This is a genomic window from Xanthomonas sp. DAR 35659 (assembly GCF_041242975.1).
GTDB classification, from domain to species: Bacteria; Pseudomonadota; Gammaproteobacteria; order Xanthomonadales; family Xanthomonadaceae; genus Xanthomonas_A; species Xanthomonas_A medicagonis.
Genome location: NZ_CP162488.1, coordinates 3,340,915 through 3,358,585, shown reverse-complemented (window position 1 = coordinate 3,358,585; position 17,671 = coordinate 3,340,915). Strand labels below are relative to the sequence as shown.

At 69.4% G+C, this 17,671-nt stretch carries 16 protein-coding genes; 6 read left to right on the top strand and 10 right to left on the bottom strand.

Translation table 11 applies throughout. The features are described 5' to 3' along the window. Positions 1-22: 22 nt before the first annotated feature. Positions 23-1,795 (bottom strand): M14 family metallopeptidase, encoded by a 1,773-nt coding sequence (locus tag AB3X07_RS13955; protein ID WP_369939199.1) that lies wholly within the window; start codon positions 1,793-1,795, stop codon positions 23-25. 179 nt (positions 1,796-1,974) lie between these two features. On the opposite strand from AB3X07_RS13955, the gene AB3X07_RS13950 reads away from it, so the two are divergent. Together AB3X07_RS13950 and AB3X07_RS13945 are read left to right on the top strand one after the other, a co-directional pair. Further along, a complete protein-coding gene (locus AB3X07_RS13950) occupies positions 1,975-3,528 on the top strand; it encodes an oligopeptide:H+ symporter (protein WP_369939198.1) in 1,554 nt (517 codons plus the stop codon). Positions 3,529-3,536: 8 nt separating this feature from the next. Beyond that, positions 3,537-4,172: a rhomboid family intramembrane serine protease gene (locus AB3X07_RS13945; protein ID WP_369939197.1), complete on the top strand. Its 636-nt coding sequence runs from the start codon at positions 3,537-3,539 to the stop codon at positions 4,170-4,172. A gap of 91 nt (positions 4,173-4,263) precedes the next feature. Here AB3X07_RS13945 and AB3X07_RS13940 read toward each other — a convergent pair whose 3' ends face one another. Further along, positions 4,264-4,464: a hypothetical protein gene (locus tag AB3X07_RS13940; protein ID WP_369939196.1), complete on the bottom strand. Its 201-nt coding sequence runs from the start codon at positions 4,462-4,464 to the stop codon at positions 4,264-4,266. Between the two features lie 280 nt (positions 4,465-4,744). Between AB3X07_RS13940 and AB3X07_RS13935 the strand changes: the two genes are divergently transcribed. The 3 genes from AB3X07_RS13935 (at position 4,745) to AB3X07_RS13925 (ending at position 6,929) form a co-directional block, all read left to right on the top strand. Continuing rightward, a complete protein-coding gene (locus AB3X07_RS13935) occupies positions 4,745-5,032 on the top strand; it encodes a GNAT family N-acetyltransferase (protein ID WP_369939195.1) in 288 nt (95 codons plus the stop codon). 142 nt (positions 5,033-5,174) lie between these two features. After that, on the top strand, positions 5,175-5,963 hold the full coding sequence (locus AB3X07_RS13930; RefSeq protein WP_369939194.1) for a DUF3298 domain-containing protein: 789 nt from the start codon (positions 5,175-5,177) through the stop codon (positions 5,961-5,963). A 468-nt stretch (positions 5,964-6,431) separates the two neighbouring features. Continuing rightward, positions 6,432-6,929 carry a MarR family winged helix-turn-helix transcriptional regulator gene (locus tag AB3X07_RS13925; protein ID WP_369939193.1) on the top strand — a complete coding sequence of 166 codons (498 nt, stop codon included), beginning with the start codon at positions 6,432-6,434 and terminating at the stop codon, positions 6,927-6,929. A 120-nt stretch (positions 6,930-7,049) separates the two neighbouring features. On the opposite strand, the gene AB3X07_RS13920 is transcribed toward AB3X07_RS13925, so the two are convergent. Then, on the bottom strand, positions 7,050-9,251 hold the full coding sequence (locus AB3X07_RS13920) for a M3 family metallopeptidase (RefSeq protein WP_369939192.1): 2,202 nt from the start codon (positions 9,249-9,251) through the stop codon (positions 7,050-7,052). Positions 9,252-9,583: 332 nt separating this feature from the next. Between AB3X07_RS13920 and AB3X07_RS13915 the strand changes: the two genes are divergently transcribed. After that, positions 9,584-10,075, top strand: a complete 492-nt coding sequence (locus AB3X07_RS13915; RefSeq protein ID WP_369939191.1) for a glutathione peroxidase — start codon at positions 9,584-9,586, stop codon at positions 10,073-10,075. Between the two features lie 131 nt (positions 10,076-10,206). Here the strand turns inward: AB3X07_RS13915 and AB3X07_RS13910 are convergent, their stop codons facing one another. The 7 genes from AB3X07_RS13910 to AB3X07_RS13880 all read right to left on the bottom strand — a co-directional run bounded on the left by AB3X07_RS13910 (position 10,207) and on the right by AB3X07_RS13880 (position 17,612). Beyond that, positions 10,207-10,986, bottom strand: a complete 780-nt coding sequence (locus AB3X07_RS13910; RefSeq protein WP_369939190.1) for a ferredoxin--NADP reductase — start codon at positions 10,984-10,986, stop codon at positions 10,207-10,209. A gap of 96 nt (positions 10,987-11,082) precedes the next feature. Beyond that, a complete protein-coding gene (locus tag AB3X07_RS13905; RefSeq protein ID WP_369939189.1) occupies positions 11,083-11,484 on the bottom strand; it encodes a hypothetical protein in 402 nt (133 codons plus the stop codon). A gap of 29 nt (positions 11,485-11,513) precedes the next feature. Beyond that, a complete protein-coding gene (locus tag AB3X07_RS13900; protein WP_369939188.1) occupies positions 11,514-13,397 on the bottom strand; it encodes an ABC transporter ATP-binding protein in 1,884 nt (627 codons plus the stop codon). A gap of 231 nt (positions 13,398-13,628) precedes the next feature. Next, positions 13,629-13,904, bottom strand: coding sequence for an oxidative damage protection protein (locus tag AB3X07_RS13895; RefSeq protein ID WP_369939187.1), 276 nt, complete (start codon positions 13,902-13,904; stop codon positions 13,629-13,631). A 53-nt stretch (positions 13,905-13,957) separates the two neighbouring features. Next, on the bottom strand, positions 13,958-15,019 hold the full coding sequence (gene mutY, locus AB3X07_RS13890; protein ID WP_369939186.1) for an A/G-specific adenine glycosylase: 1,062 nt from the start codon (positions 15,017-15,019) through the stop codon (positions 13,958-13,960). A 205-nt stretch (positions 15,020-15,224) separates the two neighbouring features. Further along, a complete protein-coding gene (ftsY, locus tag AB3X07_RS13885; RefSeq protein ID WP_369939185.1) occupies positions 15,225-16,526 on the bottom strand; it encodes a signal recognition particle-docking protein FtsY in 1,302 nt (433 codons plus the stop codon). Between the two features lie 378 nt (positions 16,527-16,904). After that, a complete protein-coding gene (locus AB3X07_RS13880; protein WP_369939184.1) occupies positions 16,905-17,612 on the bottom strand; it encodes a PAS domain-containing protein in 708 nt (235 codons plus the stop codon). Positions 17,613-17,671 lie beyond the last annotated feature (59 nt).

The following is a 17,671-nucleotide window of genomic DNA, read 5'->3' as shown; positions in this document are numbered from 1 at the left end:
GGGAGGGGTGAACCGGTCGGCGCTAGGAGGGCGCTTCGTCGCTGCGCATCACCGGGTACAGCCGGTACTGCGCATCCCAGGAGGAATGGCGGCGGTAGAAGAACTCCAGCCGCGCATGCGGATCCTTGGCGAAGTCGGCGTCCTGCTCGAGCTTGCGCTCGAACTCGGCCTTCAGCGCCGGGTCGCTGGCCAGCATCTGCCGGGCCACGTCCTCGGCGACATAGTCTTCCATGTACTCGGTGCGCTCGAACGCGCTGTTGAACTCGCCCCACTGCAGCAGCGAGTCCGGCGCCTGCGGTTCCAGCAGCGCCATCAGCAGCCGCGCCTTGGGCTGGGCGATCGGCACGAACAGCGCGCCGGCGCCGAGCGTGCGTGTCTCCGGCGCCCAGGTGCCCTCGACGCTGAGCCGCTGGTGGCCTTCGGACGAGCGCGCGGCGAAGCTGGCGGCGTCGGCGCGGAAGGTCTGCACCGGCAAGGTGGCGTCGTGGTCCAGGGTGCGGAAGGCGATGCCGTGCTGCTGCAGCTTGGCCGCGACCAGCGCGGCCCGCGCCGCCGGCACCAGATAGCCGCCGCGCGGCGCGACCACTTCGACGCTGGGCACGATCTGGTCGCGCAGCGGCACGCGCCAGATCTGTGGGGTGCGCTCGTCGTAGCGGGTCATCAGCGCGCCCGACACCGGCGAGAGCGTGCGGGTGTAGGCGTAGCCGCGGAAGTCCACCAGATGCGAGGCCTCGGTGGTGCGGTAGTCCAGCGCCAGCGTCTGCCCGCCCAGGCGCTGCGCGCGCGCGTCGGCGGCCAGCGCATCGGCGCGCCAGCGGGCGCCATTGCGCGCCACCTGCTGCAGCACCGAGACGATGGTGTTGCGGGTGATGCGCACGCGCTGCGGATACGGCTTCCACGAATGGGTTTCGACCAGCACGCCGAAGCGGTTGCGCAACTGGAAGTAGCCGTGCGAGAAACGCGGCGTGGCCACGTCGTCGGCGAAGCCGGAGGCCGGGTCGTCGTTGACCACGAACGAGGGGTAGTAGGGCAGCGGCAGCGAACCCTGGCGCTTGAGGTCGGCGAGCACGCCGTCGCGCAGGCGCAGGCCGTCGCCGCGCAGCGCGGCGTCGCCGGCGTGCAGCGGTTCCACCTGCACCGACACGTCGTGCTCGAACTGCGCGCCGTCGGTGACGTGCAGGTCCACGTACAGCAACGGATCCCATTGTCCGACCAGGCGCAGCATCGCCTGCATCTCCGGCGCGTCGGCCTTGACGTAGTCGCGGTTGAGATTGAGGTTCTGCGCGGTGGTGCGCCAGCCCATCTGCTCCGGGCCGCGCTGGTTGGGGCGGTTCCAGGCGCCGAAGCGCTCGTGGCCGTCGACGTTGAACACCGGCACGAACACCCACACCTGCTTGTCCAGCGCGCCGCGCGCGGCCTTGCCGTCGAGCAGTTCGCGCAGCGCCAGGAAGCCGGCGTCCTTGCCGTCGATCTCGCCGGCGTGGATGCCGCCCTGGATCAACACCACCGGCAGTTTGCGCGCCTGCGCCGCGGCGGCATCGAGCGCGCCGGAGGTGGACACGGCCAGCGCCTTCATCGGCCGCCCCTCGGGCGTGGTGCCGAAGTTGAAACAGCGCACCGCCTGCGGGTAGCGCTGGGCGAAGGCCTCGCACAGCGCGATGGTCTCGGCATAGCGCCCGGTGCGCGCGAACCCGCTGCGCTCGGCGTCGGTGGCGAGGTCCGTGGCGCTGGCCAGCACTGGCATGCTGCACAGCAGCATCGACAGCAGGAAAGGGGCCAGCCAGGGTCGGATCATTGCCGCATCGTCTCGGGACAGACCCCCATGATGCGTGCAGCGCGCCATTTGCGAAAGCACCCGCACGCCGCGCAGGCGCCATGAGGCGGTTCGATTCGCCTGCAACGATCGGGTAACCTTCTGAAAATTTTGCCGGGACCTGGGCCTGTGACGAGCGAACCATCGACGGGAAATCGCGCATGAGCGCGCAAGCACGCGCCGGCGCGCGGATGCCGCGCCAGATTCCCTACATCATCGGCAACGAGGCCTGCGAGCGCTTCAGCTTCTACGGGATGCGCAACATCCTGGTGCAGTTCCTGATCACCTCGCTGCTGCTGCAGGAAGTGACCGCGCCCGGCCGCGAGGCCGAGGCCAAGCACATCATGCACAGCTTCATGATCGGCGTGTATTTCTTCCCGCTGCTCGGCGGCTGGCTGGCCGACCGCTTCTTCGGCAAGTACAGCACCATCCTGTGGTTCAGCCTGGTCTACTGCGTCGGCCATGCCTGCCTGGCGCTGTTCGAGGGCCACCGCAACGGCTTCTTCCTCGGCCTGGGCCTGATCGCGCTGGGCGCGGGCGGGATCAAGCCGTTGGTGGCCTCGTTCATGGGCGACCAGTTCGACCAGTCCAACAAGCAGTTGGCCAAGGTGGTGTTCGACGCGTTCTACTGGATCATCAACTTCGGCTCGCTGTTCGCCTCGCTGCTGATCCCGCTGGCGCTGAAGAACCTCGGCCCGGGCTGGGCGTTCGGCATTCCCGGCATCCTGATGTTCGTGGCCACGCTGGTGTTCTGGGCCGGGCGCCACCGCTACGTGCGGGTGCCGTTGCCGCCCAAGGACCCGCACGGCTTCGCCCAGGTGGTGCGCAGCGCGCTGCTGGCGCGCGCGCCGGGGCAGGGGCGTCCGGGCCTGGCGCTGGCGGTGGTCGCGGTGGCGCTGGCGGTGGCCAGTGCCGCGCTGGTGCCGACGCTGGGCATCGTGATCTGCCTGTGCCTGGCGCTGGTGTCGCTGCTGGCCGGCATCGGCGGCGGCACCTGGTGGCAACTGGAGCGCGCCCGCGCGCTGCATCCGGACGCGGCGGTGGACGGCGTGCGCGCGGTGCTGCGGGTGCTGGTGGTGTTCGCGCTGGTGACGCCGTTCTTCTCGCTGTTCGACCAGAAGGCCTCGACCTGGGTGCTGCAGGGCCAGCAAATGCGCATGCCGGAATGGTTCAGCGCCTCGCAGATGCAGGCGCTGAATCCGGCCCTGGTGATGCTGCTGATCCCGTTCAACAACCTGGTGCTGTACCCGCTGCTGCGCCGCCGCGGCTACGAGCCGACCGCGCTGCGGCGGATGACCGCCGGCATCGCCTTCAGCGGTCTGGCCTGGATCGTGGTCGGCACGCTGCAGGTGGCCATGGACGGCGGCGACGCGCTGTCCATCGCCTGGCAGATCCTGCCGTATGCGCTGCTCACCTTCGGCGAGGTGCTGGTCTCGGCGACCGGGCTGGAGTTCGCCTATAGCCAGGCGCCGCAGTCGATGAAGGGCGTGGTGATGAGCTTCTGGAACCTGACCACCACGGTCGGCAACCTGTGGGTGCTGCTGTCCAACGCGGCGGTGCGCAACGACACCGTCACCGCGCACATCGGCAGCACCGGACTCAGCGAAGCCGCGTTCCTGATGTTCTTCTTCGCCGCCTTCGCCCTGGTCGCCGCGCTGCTGTTCGGCCTGTACGCGCGCCGCTACCGCATGGTCGACCACTACCGCACCGCCTGAGGCCCCGCATGCCGTCCGTCACCCCCGTCAATCTGGTCCTGATCGTGCTCACCGTGCTGGTGTCGTGGGCCGCGTTCAACAACCGCGGCCTGCTCGACCGGCTGATCCTGTGGCCGCCGGCGATCGACCGGCACCGGCAATACGATCGCCTGGTGACCTACGGCTTCATCCACGCCGATTTCCCGCACCTGCTGTTCAACATGATCACGCTGTACTTCTTCGGCGGCCCGATCGAGCGGCTGATGGAGCGGGTGACCGGCAGCCTGCTGGTGTATCCGCTGTTCTACCTGGCGGCGCTGGTGGTCTCGATCCTGCCCAGCTACCTGAAGAACCAGAAGAACCCGAACTACATGAGCCTGGGCGCGTCCGGCGCGGTGTCGGCGGTGCTGTTCGCCTACATCCTGATGGCGCCGTGGACCGGGATCTATTTCTTCTTCATCCCGATCCCGATCCCCGCGATCCTGTACGCCGTGTTCTACGTCGGCTACAGCATCTGGATGGACCGCCGTGGCGGCGACAACGTCAACCACAGCGCGCACCTGGCCGGGGCCGCGTTCGGCGTGATGTTCCTGCTGATCATGGAGCCGTCGGTGCTGCAGCACTTCCTGAGCCAGTTGGCGCAGCCGCGCTTCGGCCGCGACTGACGGGCGCCCGCTTCGCGGCGACGGGCGCTCCTGGCGCCCGTCGGCAGTCTTCCTTGGCCGCGCGGTGCGGCCGATGCGCGGCGCGCGGAGGTCAGGAGACCTCTTGGCCGCGCAACTGCACCTGCGCGCTGCCGATGGCCAGCTGCGCGTAGGTCTGCTTCAGACGGTCGTAGACCTCGCTGTTGAGCTGCTCGAATTCCCAGCCCTGGGTGTGGCCGCTGACCACCAGTTGGTACAGGCCTTCCAGCAACGACGCATCGTGGTCGCCATGGATTCCTTCGTGTTCGCTCATGCGTCATTGCCCCTGTTCGTTCGCAGCGTGACGGACTTCGCAAGCCGTATGCCAGGTTTCCGCTCCGCCGCACGCTGGTAGCGGCCGCAGGCGGCGCAACTTTAGCGATGGGGCGCCTGCGTGCGGAGCCGCACGCGGCGCGGCCGCCGTTCGCCAGGTCGGCGGCGGACGGGAAGTGACGCGCTGCGTCGGCCGTGGGTGACGCGGCGCGGCGCGTGGCTTCACATTCCCGCCGCGCGCGCGCGGCCACACTGCAGCCTCACGCCGCACGAGTCTGGTCATGCACGCTGCCTCCCCTCCGCCGATCGCGCACGACCCGCAGCGGCAGCGTTTCACCCTGCAGCAGGAGGGGCACGAGGCCGAACTGGACTACCTGGTGCAGGACGGGCGCCTGGTCATCACCCATACCGGCGTGCCGACCGCGATCGGCGGCCGCGGGCTGGCGGCGGGGTTGGTAACGGCGGCATTGCAGTATGCGCGGGCGCAGGGAATGACAGTGGTCCCGGCCTGCGCGTATGCGGCGCTGTTCCTGCAGCGCCATCCCGAGTACGCCGATCTGCTCGGCTGAGTGCGCCGGCGCGGCGTCGGCGCGATAATTCGTCATCACACAACAGCAGGACACAGGGGCAGTGGACGTGAGGGACAGGGCACAGGCGGGATCGAACGGGCGCTGGCGATGGACCGCGCTGGCGTTGGCGACGGCGTTGGCAGTGGCCGGGTGCAAGCGCGAGGCGGCCACGCCCGCCGCCGAACCGGCGCAGGCGCCGCCGGCCGCTGCGCCGAACGCGCCGGCGGAGCCGGTCGCGGCCGCACCGGTGGAGCTGAAGGACGTGATCGAACACAGCCCCAGCTACGTGGTCGGCATCACCTTCCCGCCGGCGATCAACCGCTATCCGGGCCTGGCCGAGGCGGCCGGCCGCTACGCGCAGGCCGCGCGCAGCGAGTTGATGGAAGCGGTGGGCGGCCTCGGCAACGATCGTCCGCGCGCGCCCTACGAGTTGTCGCTGCAGTTCGAGATGCTGCTGGAACGGCCGGATCTGGTGGCGGTGGCCGCCGACGGCAGCCGCTACACCGGCGGCGCCCATGGCGAACCGCTGGTGGCGCGCTTCGTGTGGTTGCCGCAGCAGCAGCGCATGCTCACCGCCGAGACGCTGATCCCCGATCCCAAGGCGTGGACGCAGGTGGCCGACTACGTCGCCACGCAGTTGCGGCAGACCGTGCAGACGCGCCTGGATGCCGAGCAGGTGCCGCCGGAGGACCGCGACGCGCAGGTGCGCAGCGCCGACAAGATGATCGCCGAGGGCACCGAGCCGCGCGCGGAGAACTTCCGCCAGTTCCAGCCCCTGGTCGACGCCGCCGGCAAGATCGTGGCGTTGCGTTTCGTGTTCCCACCGTACCAGGTGGGGCCGTATTCCGACGGCACGCAGTCGGTGGACGTGCCGGCCAGCGTCTTGCGCGGGCTGGTGGCGCCGGAATACGCGGCGCTGTTCGCCGCGTAGCGGAGTTGCCGCAGGCGGCTTTGCTTGCGGCAGCATCCTGCGGGTGCCTGATTCGGCGGCACTCAGGTGGATTTGGCGATGAGCGCGCATGCGGCAACGCAGGTGCGCGATCCGCGCTGTCGGGTGCCGTGTTGGTGTCGGCGGAGAGTGCTGCGTCTGGATTCGGCTGTCCGGACAGTTGACGCAATGCGCAGGCGTCGGAGATGCCGCTGGCACGCTGCCGAAGCGCGGCAGCCGCGGCCGGATGCGCAGTGCTACGCCGCGCACGTCAGGCACTTTGGGCGTTTCCACTTGGCAAGTCGCTGACCGCCTCGCTGCCGCCACGCGTGGCGATGGCAGGCGTGGCGGTCGGACGAAGGTGTACGAACGGAAACCGCGCGCCGCGCTGGGCGCGACCCCGATGCTCGCTGCCGCACGGCAACCGGTAGCATTGGCGGCCCGACCCCCGACCTGCGATGCATTCCCCCCATGGGAAGTTTTGATCAGACCGAGCGGCGTGTGGCCTTCACCTGTGAGCGCTACCCCGCCTTCCCGCGCGAGCCGGCGGTGCTGGTGCGGCTCGTCAAGCATCTGTACAAGCGCATCCACGCCAATGCCTGCGGATTGCTCAAGGCGCACGGCCTCAGCCCGCCGGAGTACGAGATCCTGATGATGCTGTATGGCACGCCCGGGCAGTCCATCACGCCGACCGAAGTGGCCGAGGCGGCGGGCGAGAAGCCGGCCAACATCACCCGTCTGACCGACAGCCTGTGCAGCAAGGGCCTGCTGCTGCGGTCGGCCAGTCCAGACGACCGGCGCAAGATCACGCTGACCCTGCAACCGGCCGGGATCGCGTTGATCGAAGGCATGCTGCCGGCGGTGTGCGGGTTCCTGGAAGAAGAGACCGCCGCCCTGGACGAGGCCGAGCAGGTGCAGCTGGAAACGCTGCTCAAGAAGATGCTCGCCGGCATCGACGGCCCCGGCTGACGGCGTCGGCCAGCACTGTCGCGCGCCGCGCACCCGGGTGCGTGGCGTCGTCCACGCGGTCGCGCGAACGAAGACGCCGCCCGCGGTGCGGACGGCGTCTGCGTGTGCGCTTGCGGTGGATCAGTCCTTGCCGGCCGGCGCCTGCGGCGTGGCGCCGTCGCCGCCACTCGGGGTGAGGCCGCGCTTCTCCAGCAACGGCTCGATCTTCGGCGCATGCCCGGCGAAGTCCTGGAACAGCTGCATCGCATCGACGCTGCCGCCGCGCGAGAGCAGGGTCTGGCGGAAGCGGTCGCCGTTGGCGCGGCTCAATCCGCCATGCTGCTTGAACCACTGCTGGGTGTTGGCGTCCAGCACTTCGGACCAGATGTAGGCGTAATAGCCGGCCGCGTAGCCGCCCATGATGTGGCTGAAGTACGGCGTGCGGTAGCGCGGCGGCACCGGCGGGTAGGCGATGCCGTCGGCGGCCAGCGCCTTGGCCTCGAAGTCCATCACCCCGGCCGCCGCCGGCACCTGCCCGGCGCCCAACTGGTGCCAGCGCTGGTCCAGCATCGCCGCGCCCAGGTACTCGGTGGTGGCGAAGCCCTGGTTGAACTTGGCCGCGGCCACGACCTTGTCCAGCAGCGCCTGCGGCATCGCCGCGCCGGTCTGGTAGTGCTTGGCGTAGTGCTTGAGGATGGCCGGGTTGTCGGCCCACATCTCGTTGACCTGCGAGGGGAACTCGACGAAGTCGCGCGGCACGCTGGTGCCCGAGAAATAGGGGTACTTCACGTTGGAGAACATGCCATGCAGCGCATGGCCGAACTCGTGGAACGCGGTGGTGACCTCGTCCCAGGTCAGCAGGGTCGGCTGTCCGGCCGGCGGCTTGGGAATGTTGAGGTGGTTGGCGACCACCGGCTTGTAGCCGGTCAGCGCCGACTGCGACACGTAGGAATTCATCCAGGCGCCGCCGCGCTTAGATTCGCGCGCGTACATGTCGGCGATGAAGATCGCCAACTGGCTGCCGTCGGCGTCGAACACGTCGTACACCAGCAGGTCGTCGCGGTAGGTGGGCAGGTCGGTGCGCTGCTTGAAGGTCAGCCCGTACTCCTGGTTGGCGGCGTAGAACACGCCGTTCTCCAGCACGTTCTTCAACTCGAAATACGGCTTGAGCTGGGACTCGTCGAAGTCGTACTTGGCCTGGCGCACCTTCTCGGTGTAGTAGGCCCAGTCCCAGGCTTCGAGCCTGAAGCTCGGCTTGCCGGCGGCCTTCTGCTCCTTGTCGATCATCGCCTGCAGGTCGGCGGCCTCGCGCTTGGCGTTGGCGACCGCGGCCGGGGCAAGCTTGCCGAGCATCGCATTGACCGCTTCCGGGGTCTTGGCGGTCTGGTCTTCCAGCGAGTACGCAGCGTGGTTCGGGTAGCCCAGCAGCTTGGCGCGCTCGGCGCGCAGGCTCATGATCCGCGACACCAGCGCGGTGTTGTCGTACTGGCCGCCGTGGCTGCCGCGCGACACCGAGGCTTCGTAGATCCGCTGCCGCAGCGCGCGGTCCTTGAGCTGGGTCAGTGGCGGCTGGCCGGTGGTATTGAGCAGCGCGATCACGTACTTGCCGTCGAGCTTGCGCGTCTTGGCCGCTTCGGCGGCCGCGGCGATCTGTTCGTCGGACAGGCCGTCGAGCTGCTTGACGTCGTCCACCACCACGGCCGACGCGTTCACCTCGGCCAGCACGTTCTGGCTGAACTGGGTGCCGAGCTTGGCCAGCTCGGCGTTCATCGCCTTGAGCTTGGCCTTGTCGGCGTCGCCGAGCTTGGCGCCGTCGCGCACGAAATCGCTGTAGTACTTCTCGACCAGGCGCAGGCTCTGCGCATCCAGGCCGAGTTGGTCGCGGGTGGCGTACAGCGCCTGGATGCGCGCGAACAGCTTGGCGTTGAGCGAGATCGCGTCGCGATGCGCGGCGAACTTGCCCGAGTACTCGGCCTGCAGCTGCTTGCGCGTGTCGTTGGTGTCGGCGCCGACCAGGTTGAAGAACACGGTGGTGGCGCGGTCCAGCACCTGGCCGCTCTTCTCCATCGCCACGATGGTGTTGTCGAAGGTCGGCTTGGCCTTCTGGTTCGCGATCGCGTCCACTTCCTTCAGTTGCTGCGCCATGCCGGCGTCGAAGGCCGGGGCGAAGTCGCTGTCCTTGATCTTGTCGAACTGCGGGTAGTGCAGCGGCAGCGGGCTTTCGGCGAAAAACGGGTTGGCCTGCGTGGCCGCCTGCGAGGCAGCGGGCGTGGCGGCGTTGGCGTAGGCGGGCATGGCGAGTCCGAGCGTGGCGGCGAGCGCGAGGGCGAGGCGGGTGGTCATCAAGCGGTATCCGCAATCATGGTGATCGGCCAGGCTACCTCAGGCAGGCAGGGGTGGCCCGTGACGAAAGCCATGGGAGCGCTGCAGCATAGGTGCTTGCTCCTCTGGGCTTTGCGGTATTTGGTGCGAACCTTGATGCAGTCCGCTCTCATGGACGGCTGCTGGCGCAGGCGATTGCGCGGGTGTCGCGCTGGCGGCGTGGCGTGTCGCCCCGCGCGGGCATGGGCGACTCGGGCGTGCGCGTGGAGTCCGGCCTGCTGGCGACGCCCACAGCCACCGCGTAGCATCGCATCGAACCAACGCCGCTGTGGCGCGCCGCGCCAGGAGAAACCATGGACACGCCGACCACCGCCTACGCCTTCACCGCCACCGACCTCGATGGCCACCCGCAGCCGCTGGCCGACTACGCCGGCAAGGTGCTGCTGATCGTCAACGTCGCCTCCAAGTGCGGCTTCACCCCGCAGTACGCCGGGCTGCAGGCGCTGTGGCAGCGGTATCGCGAGCGCGGGCTGGTGGTGCTGGGGTTTCCCTGCGACCAGTTCGGCCACCAGGAACCGGGCGATGCCGCGGAGATCCGCCAGTTCTGTTCGCTCAGCTACGACGTCGATTTCCCGATGTTCGCCAAGGTGCAGGTCAACGGCGACGGCGCGCATCCGCTGTGGCGCTGGCTCAAGCAGCAGAAATCCGGGCTGCTCGGCATCGCCGCGATCAAGTGGAACTTCAGCAAGTTCCTCATCGGCCGCGACGGCCAGGTGCTGGCGCGCTTCGCGCCGACCGACAAGCCGGAAGCGCTGGCCGCGGACATCGAGCGCGCGCTGGGCTGAGCCGGATCGATGACCGCTTTTCTGTAGGAGCGGCTTCAGCCGCGACAGACGCTACGGGTAGGGCGTGTCGCGGCTGAAGCCGCTCCTACAGGGGCGCGCGCCGCGGTCGACGCCGCACGCCTGGTGTTACGTCACTTCTCGACGAACGCGCGCTCGAACACATAGTGGCCCGGCGAACCGATCCGCGGCGAGGCGACGAAGCCGCGCGCGTCCAGGGTCTGGCGCAGGTCGGCCAGCATCTGCGGGCTGCCGCAGATCATCGCGCGGTCGTGTTCCGGGTTCAGTGGCGGCAGGCCGAGGGTGCGCTGCATCTCGCCGCTTTCGATCAGTTCGGTGAGACGGCCGCGGTTGCGGAAGTCCTCGCGGGTCACCGCCGGGTAGTACAGCAGCTTCTCGCGGATGGTCTCGCCGAGGAACTCGTGCTGCGGCAGTTCGTTCTCGAAATAGTCGCGGTAGGCCAGGTCCTTCTCGAAGCGCACGCCGTGGGTGAGGATCACCTTGTCGAAGCGCTCGTAGGTTTCCGGGTCCTTGATCACCGACAGCCACGGCGCCAGCCCGGTGCCGGTGCCCAGCAGGTACAGATGGCGGCCCGGATGCAGGTCGCTGATCAGCAGCGTGCCGGTGGGCTTCTTGCCGACCAGTACCGAATCGCCGGGCTTGATGTGCTGCAGGCGCGAGGTCAGCGGGCCGTCCGGCACCTTGATGCTGAAGAACTCCAGCCGCTCTTCCCAGTTGGCGCTGGCGATGGAATAGGCGCGCAGCAGCGGCCGCGTCTCCGTCTCCAGGCCGATCATCACGAACTGGCCGTTGTCGAAGCGGAAGCCGTCGTTGCGGGTGGTGGTGAAGCTGAAATAGTCGTCCGTCCAGTGACGGACTTCGAGCACCGTTTCGGGGCCAAAAGCGGAAGACATGCCGTGATCGCGATGGGGAAGGAACGGGTGCCATTCTACCCCATGCCGATTCAAATGAGAGGGAATCTCATTTGGGCCAGTGCATCCCGGAACGCGTCACTTGGTGAACGACAGCTCGTAGGACAGGTACAGCGGCGCCTGCGGCGGCGCCAGCAGCGGGCGCTGGCGCAGGAACCGCTCCAGGCACAGGGCCAGCGGGGTGGTGCCGTTGCGCCAGCTGGCGGCCACGCTGCCGTCGGCGCCGAGCTGGACCACGATGGCGAACGGCGAGGTGTCCGGGCGCGGCGTGGCGCAGCTGGCCACGCCCTCGTCCAGCGCGGCGCGCTGCAGCGCCTGCAGGCGCTCGGCCAGCGCGGCGGGCAACGCGGCTTCGTCGCGGTCGGCCAGGGCCTTGGCCGCGGCGTAGTCCGACGGCCCGGGAGCGGTGTCGGCCGCGGTCGCGGCCACGGGAAGGGCGAGGGCGGCGGCGAGCAGGCAGGACCGGAGGCGTGGCGACATGGCGGTGGGCGGCGGCGGCGGGCAGGGGGTCAACGATACCCAGCGGCTTGCAGTTCGAACAGCTCCGCGTAGCGGCCGCCCTGCGCCATCAGTTGGTCGTGGGTGCCGCTGGCCTCGATCCGGCCATCGGCCAGCACCAGGATGCGGTCGGCCATGCGCACGCTGGAGAAGCGGTGCGAGATCAGCACGGCGGTGCGGTTGTCGGACAGTTCCTTAAAGCGCTGGAACACCTCGAACTCGCTGCGCGCATCCAGCGCCGCGGTCGGTTCGTCCAGGATCATCACCTGCGCGTCGCGCATGTAGGCGCGGGCGATGGCGATCTTCTGCCATTGCCCGCCGGACAGGTCCACGCCGGTCTTGAAGCGGCGCCCGATCACTTGCGCGTAGCCCTTCGGCAGCCCTTCGATCAGCTCGGCCGCCATCGCCCGCTGCGCGGCGGCACGGATGCGCGCCGCATCGCCCATCGAATCGACCTGGCCGACGCCGATGTTCTCGCCGGCGCTGAGGTGGTAGCGCACGAAGTCCTGGAAGATCACGCCGAGGTTGGCGCGCAGGTCGTCCAGGTCGTAGTCGCGCAGGTCGCGGCCGTCGAGCAGGATGCGGCCCTCGTCCGGGTCGTACAGCCGCGCCAGCAGCTTGACCAGGGTGGTCTTGCCGGCACCGTTCTCGCCGACCAGGGCCAGCACCTCGCCGGCGCGCAGTTCGAAGTCCAGATGGCGCACCGCCCACTGCTCGGCGTCCGGGTAGCGGAAGCCGACGTCCTCGAACACGAAGCCGCGCACGATCGGCCGCGGCACCGGCGCCGCGCCGGGGCGGGTGCGGATCTCCGGCACGATGCGGAAGAACGAGTACAGGTCGTCCAGGTACAGCGCCTGTCCGGCCACCTGCGAGAAGCCGATCAACAGTCCCTCCAGCAACTGGCGCAGGCGCAGGAAGCTGCCGGCCAGGAAGGTCAGGTCGCCGATGCTGAAGTCGCCGCGCACGGTGCGCCAGGCGATGTAGCCATAGGCGGCGTAATAGCCCAGCGTGCCCAGCGCGGCCAGCAGCGTGCCCCACAGCATGCGCTTGCGCGCCAGTGCGCGGTTGGCCTGGAAGAAGCGGTCGGCCAGCGCCCGGTAGCGCTCGATCAGGAAGCTGTGCAGATTGAAGATCTTCACTTCCTTGGCGGTCTCGACGCTGGCGCCGACCTGGCGCAGGTAGTCGAGCTGGCGTCGCTCGGCGGTCCACTGGAAATTGAGCGAGTAGCCGAGCGCGTTGAAGTGCGCTTCGCCGACGAAGGCCGGGATCAACGCCACCGCCAGCATCAGCATCAGCCACGGCGCGTACACCACCAGCCCGATCGCGAAGCTGACCACGGTGATCGCGTCCTGCACCTGGCCGAACAGCTGGCTCATCAGGTTCATCCGGCCCATGGTCTGGCGCCGCGCGCGGTCGAGCTTGTCCTGCTGCTCGGGGTCCTCGAAATCCTCCAGATCCAGCTGCGCGGCGTGTTCCATCAACTGCACGCTGGTGGCGTTGTTGAACAGCTCCGACAGCAGCGTGTCGGCATAGCTGACCAGCCGCCCGAGCAGGTCCGATCCGACCGCCAGCGCCAGCTCCAGGCCCAGCAGTTCCAGCAGCCGGTTCAAGCGGCCGCTGGCCAGCGCCTGGCCCAGCGAGTCGAAGCCGGGCGACTGCCCGACCAGGTGGATCGCCTCGTCGATGATCAGCTTGCCGATGTACAGCGAGGCCACCGGGATCAGCGCGCGCAGCACGCGCAGGCCGATGCTGCTGGCGGTCAGCCAGCGGCTGGTCTGCCAGATCTGGCGCAGGAACGGCGGCAGGTTGCGCATCGCGTCGAAGCGTTCGCGCAGGCTCGGGCCGGTGTTGGGCGCGGCGCGGGCGCCGCCGTGGGAAGGAGGGGAGGAGGCCATCGGCGCATTGTGCCGGGGCCGGGTGTGCGCGGGGAGTGTGGAAGTCCCGTTCCGCCAGCGCTTGCCGACCCGCCTGACGGTGTGTGTCTGCGCAAGCGTGCGTCCGATCGGGAGTGTGGCTAGCTAGAGCCTGTCGCGGCTGAAGCCGCTCCTACAACAGCATGCTGTGCGTGGCCATCCCAACGCCCGCATTCAGCCCCACTCCCCATTCCCGATTCCCCAATCCCGGCTCTACCCCTGCTCGGGCTCCACGTAGCCGTCGGGCTTGGCGGCGCCGCCCTGGAACAGGAACTTCTCCAGTTCCGCCTCCAGGAACGCGCGGTGCTTGGGATCGCGCGGCGACAGCCGGTTCTCGTTGATCAGCATGGTCTGGTGCGCCAGCCAGGCCTGCCAGCCGGCCTTGCCGATGTGCGCGAAGACGCGTTGGCCGAGGTCGCCGGGATACGGCACGTAGTCGAGGCCTTCGGCGTCGCGTTGCTGGTACTGGCAGAAGACGGTGCGGGACATGGCGGTTCCTGTGGTGCGCGCGGCGGCCTTGGCGCGTGGGGCAGCATCGCGTGCTAGAGGCCGTCGAGCAGTTTGCGGATCGGTGCGGGCAGGCCGAGCGCGGACAGGTCGGCGCGCGCCACCCAGCGCAGGGCGTCATTGTCGCGCACCGCGTCGCGCAAGGCGACCTTGCGCAGGCGCAGCGGCTGCAGGTGCAGCCGGTAGTGGCTGAAGGTATGCACGATGGGCGCCATCGGTTCGGCGGCGTCGAAGTCGCGGCCGACGGTTTCGCGTTCGAACCAGGCGCGCAACTCGGTTTCGGTGTCGGCCTGCGGCAGCGTCCACAGCGCGGCCCAGATGCCGGTCGGCGGGCGCCGCTGCAGCAGCAGCTCGCCGGCGGCGTTCTCCAGCAGCAGCGCCAACGCTTCGCGCTCGGGCAGGGTCTTGCCCGGCTTGGGCGTGGGCAGCGCCTCGACCAGGCCGTCGCGGCGCGCCACGCAGTCGTCCTGCAGCGGGCACAGCACGCAGGCGGGATTGGCGCGGGTGCACAGGGTCGCGCCGAAATCCATCTGCGCCTGGGTGTAGTCGGCCATGCGCGCGTCGGGCACGGCGGCCACATGCGCCTGCGCCAGCGTCCACAGCGGCTTTTCCACGGCCGGCAGGCCCGGGTAGCCGGCGATGCCGTGATAGCGGGTCAGCACGCGCTTGACGTTGCCGTCCAGGATCGGGAAGCGGTCGTTCCAGGCCTGGCTGAGGATCGCGCCGGCGGTGCTGCGGCCGATGCCGGGCAGTGCGTGCAGCGCCTCGAAATCGCGCGGCAGTTCGCCGCCGTGCAGTTCCACGCAGCGTTTGGCCGCGGCATGCAGGTTGCGGGCGCGGGCGTAGTAGCCCAGTCCGGCCCATTGCGCCATCACCGCGTCGTTGTCGGCGGCGGCCAGGTCGGGCAGGGTCGGGAAGTGTTGCAGGAAGCGCAGGAAGTACGGGATCACCACCGCGACCTGGGTCTGCTGCAGCATGATCTCCGACAGCCATACGCGATACGGACTGCGCGGATGCTGCCAGGGCAGGTCGTGGCGCCCATGGCGGTCGAACCAGGCGAGCAGGCGGGTGGGGAAGGTGTCGGGAGGCTGGCGCATGCTGGCTTCAGTGTCCTTCTCGCTGTGGGAGAAGGTGGCCCGAGGGCCGGATGGGTAGGACGAGCCAATCCCTTCTCTCTTCGGGAGAAGGTGCCCCGAAGGGGCGGATGAGGGGACGGGCGAAGCCTCGTGCAACTTGATTCCGCGAGTCGCTTCGCGTCGGACCCTCACCCCAACCCCTCTCCCGAGGGGAGAGGGGCTTTTATCAGCCGCCCAGCGCTTCCGGCAGCAGGGCGTCGACGAAGGCGTCGGCGTCGAACACGCGCAGGTCTTCCGGGCGCTCGCCGATGCCGGCGAAACGGATCGGGATGCCGAACTCGCGTGCCAGGGCGAACACCACGCCGCCCTTGGCGGTGCCGTCGAGCTTGGTCACCACCAGGCCGGTGACGCCGACCGCGGCGTGGAACTGGCGCAGCTGCGACAGCGCGTTCTGGCCGGTGGTGCCGTCGATCACCATCAGCACCTCGTGCGGCGCCCCGGGATCGAGCTTGCCGAGCACGCGGCGGATCTTGCCCAACTCGTTCATCAGGCCGGTCTGGGTGTGCAGGCGGCCGGCGGTGTCGGCGATCAGGACTTCAGTGCCGCGTGCCTTGCCGGCCTGCAGCGCGTCGAACGCGACCGAGGCGGCATCGGCGTTCTGGCCCTGCGCGATCACGGTGACGCCGTTGCGGTCGCCCCAGGCCTGCAACTGCGCCACCGCGGCGGCGCGGAAGGTGTCGCCGGCGGCCAGCATCAGGCTGTGGCCCTCGTCCTTGAAGCGCTTGGCCAGCTTGCCGATGGTGGTGGTCTTGCCGACGCCGTTGACGCCGACGGTCAGCACCACGAAGGGCTTGGCGTTGCGGTCGATCCGCAGCGGCCTGGCCACCGGCTGCAGGATCTCCAGCAGGTCGGCGCGCAGCGCCTGCTGCAGCGCCCTGGCGTCGGCGAACTCGCGCGCCTTCATGCGCTTGCGCAGGCTCTCGATCAGCGCGGTGGTGGCGGGAATGCCGACGTCGGCGGTGATCAGGGCGGTCTCGATCTCGTCGAGCAGGTCGTCGTCGAGCTTGGGATTGCGCGAGAACAGGCTGCCGACGCTGCGCGCGAAACTGCTGTTGCGCAGGCGTTCGCGCCAGCCGGGCTTGCCGGCCGGCGCGGCGGGCAGCGCGTCGCTGCGCACCAGGTCGGCGTCGCTCGCCGGCACGGACGCGGTGGCGGCGGCCGGCGGCGGCACATAGGACTGCGGCGGCGGGGTGGGGGCCGTGGGCGGCAGCGGCGCCGGTTGCGATTGCGGAACGGCGACCGGGGCCGGCGCCTGCACCAGGCGCTCGGCGACTGGCGCGGTTACCGGCTCAGGCGTCGCGGCGGGCGCGGTTGCCTCGGTAGCAGGCGGCGCCGACGGCGCGGGCGCAGCGGGTTCGGCGCCGGCCGGCTTGGGGAAGGCGGCGGCCAGTTCCTCGATGCTGTAGCGCTGCGTGCGGCTCTCGCCGGCGTTGTCCTGGGGCTTGTTGCGACGGAATAGGCTGACCATGGATGACGCGTGGACCGGAAACGCGGAATGCTACCACCTGCGGCCTGAGCGCCCCGTGCAGCGGCGCCACGAAGCAGTGGCGAATGCCCGCGCAAGCCCCTGTAGGAGCGGCTTCAGCCGCGACAGGAGGCATGATGCGGCACGAGGACGAGCGGCGACGGATGGTGTCTGTCGCGGCTGAAGCCGCTCCTACAAGGGCGCGCGGCGCGCGGCTACCCCACTGCCCGCATTCAGCCCCAATCCTATTCCCGATTCCCGGCTCTGCGGATGGTGTCTGTCGCGGCTGAAGCCGCTCCTACAGGGGCGGGCGACGTGCGACGACCCCAACGCCCGCAGTCAGCCCCCAATCCCCATTCCCGATTCCCCAATCCCAGCCCCTCACAGCTTGCCTTTCATCGAGCGGTAATCGCGCGGCGTCATGCCGACCGTGGCCTTGAACTGGCGCGCGAACGCGCTCTGGTCGGCGAAGCCGCAGGCCTGGCCGATGCTGGCGATGCTGTCCTCGCCGTGCAGCAGGCGCATCGCCGCCTCGATCCGCATCTTGGTCAGCAACTGCTGCGGGGTCAGCTGGAACACGCGGCGGAAATGCCGCTCCAACTGCGCCACCGACAGTTCCGCCAGGTCGGCCAGGGTCTGCACGCGCAGGTTGTCGCCATAGTGGCTCTGCATGTGCTCCATCGCGCGGCTGATCCGTTCGTAGGCCGAATGGCGGCTGTCGGGCTGGCCCAGGTCGCGGGAGATGCCGACCACGCCGATCACCTCGTCGCCCTCGCACAGCGGGCGCTTGAAGGTCAGGCACCAGCCCGGGGTGCGGTTCGGGAACAGGTGCACCTCCAACTGGTTCTCGATCACCTCGCCGCACAGCACGCGCCGGTCCTGCATCAGGTAGCTGCCGCCCAGCGGCAGCGGGAACACGTCCGCGGCCGATTTGCCGATCAGGTCGGCGCGGTACTTCCTGCCCAGCCGCCGCACCAGGGTCAGGTTGACGTGGGTGTAGCGGCCGTCGCGGTCCTTGACGAAGAACACCACGTCGGGCAGCGCATCGAACAGCGTCTGCATTTCCATCGCGGAAATCAAAGTATCCATCTGCACTCACCGGGCGGTTGTGGGCTGCAGCGGCAGGCCTGCCGCTGCAGGTCTGTCCC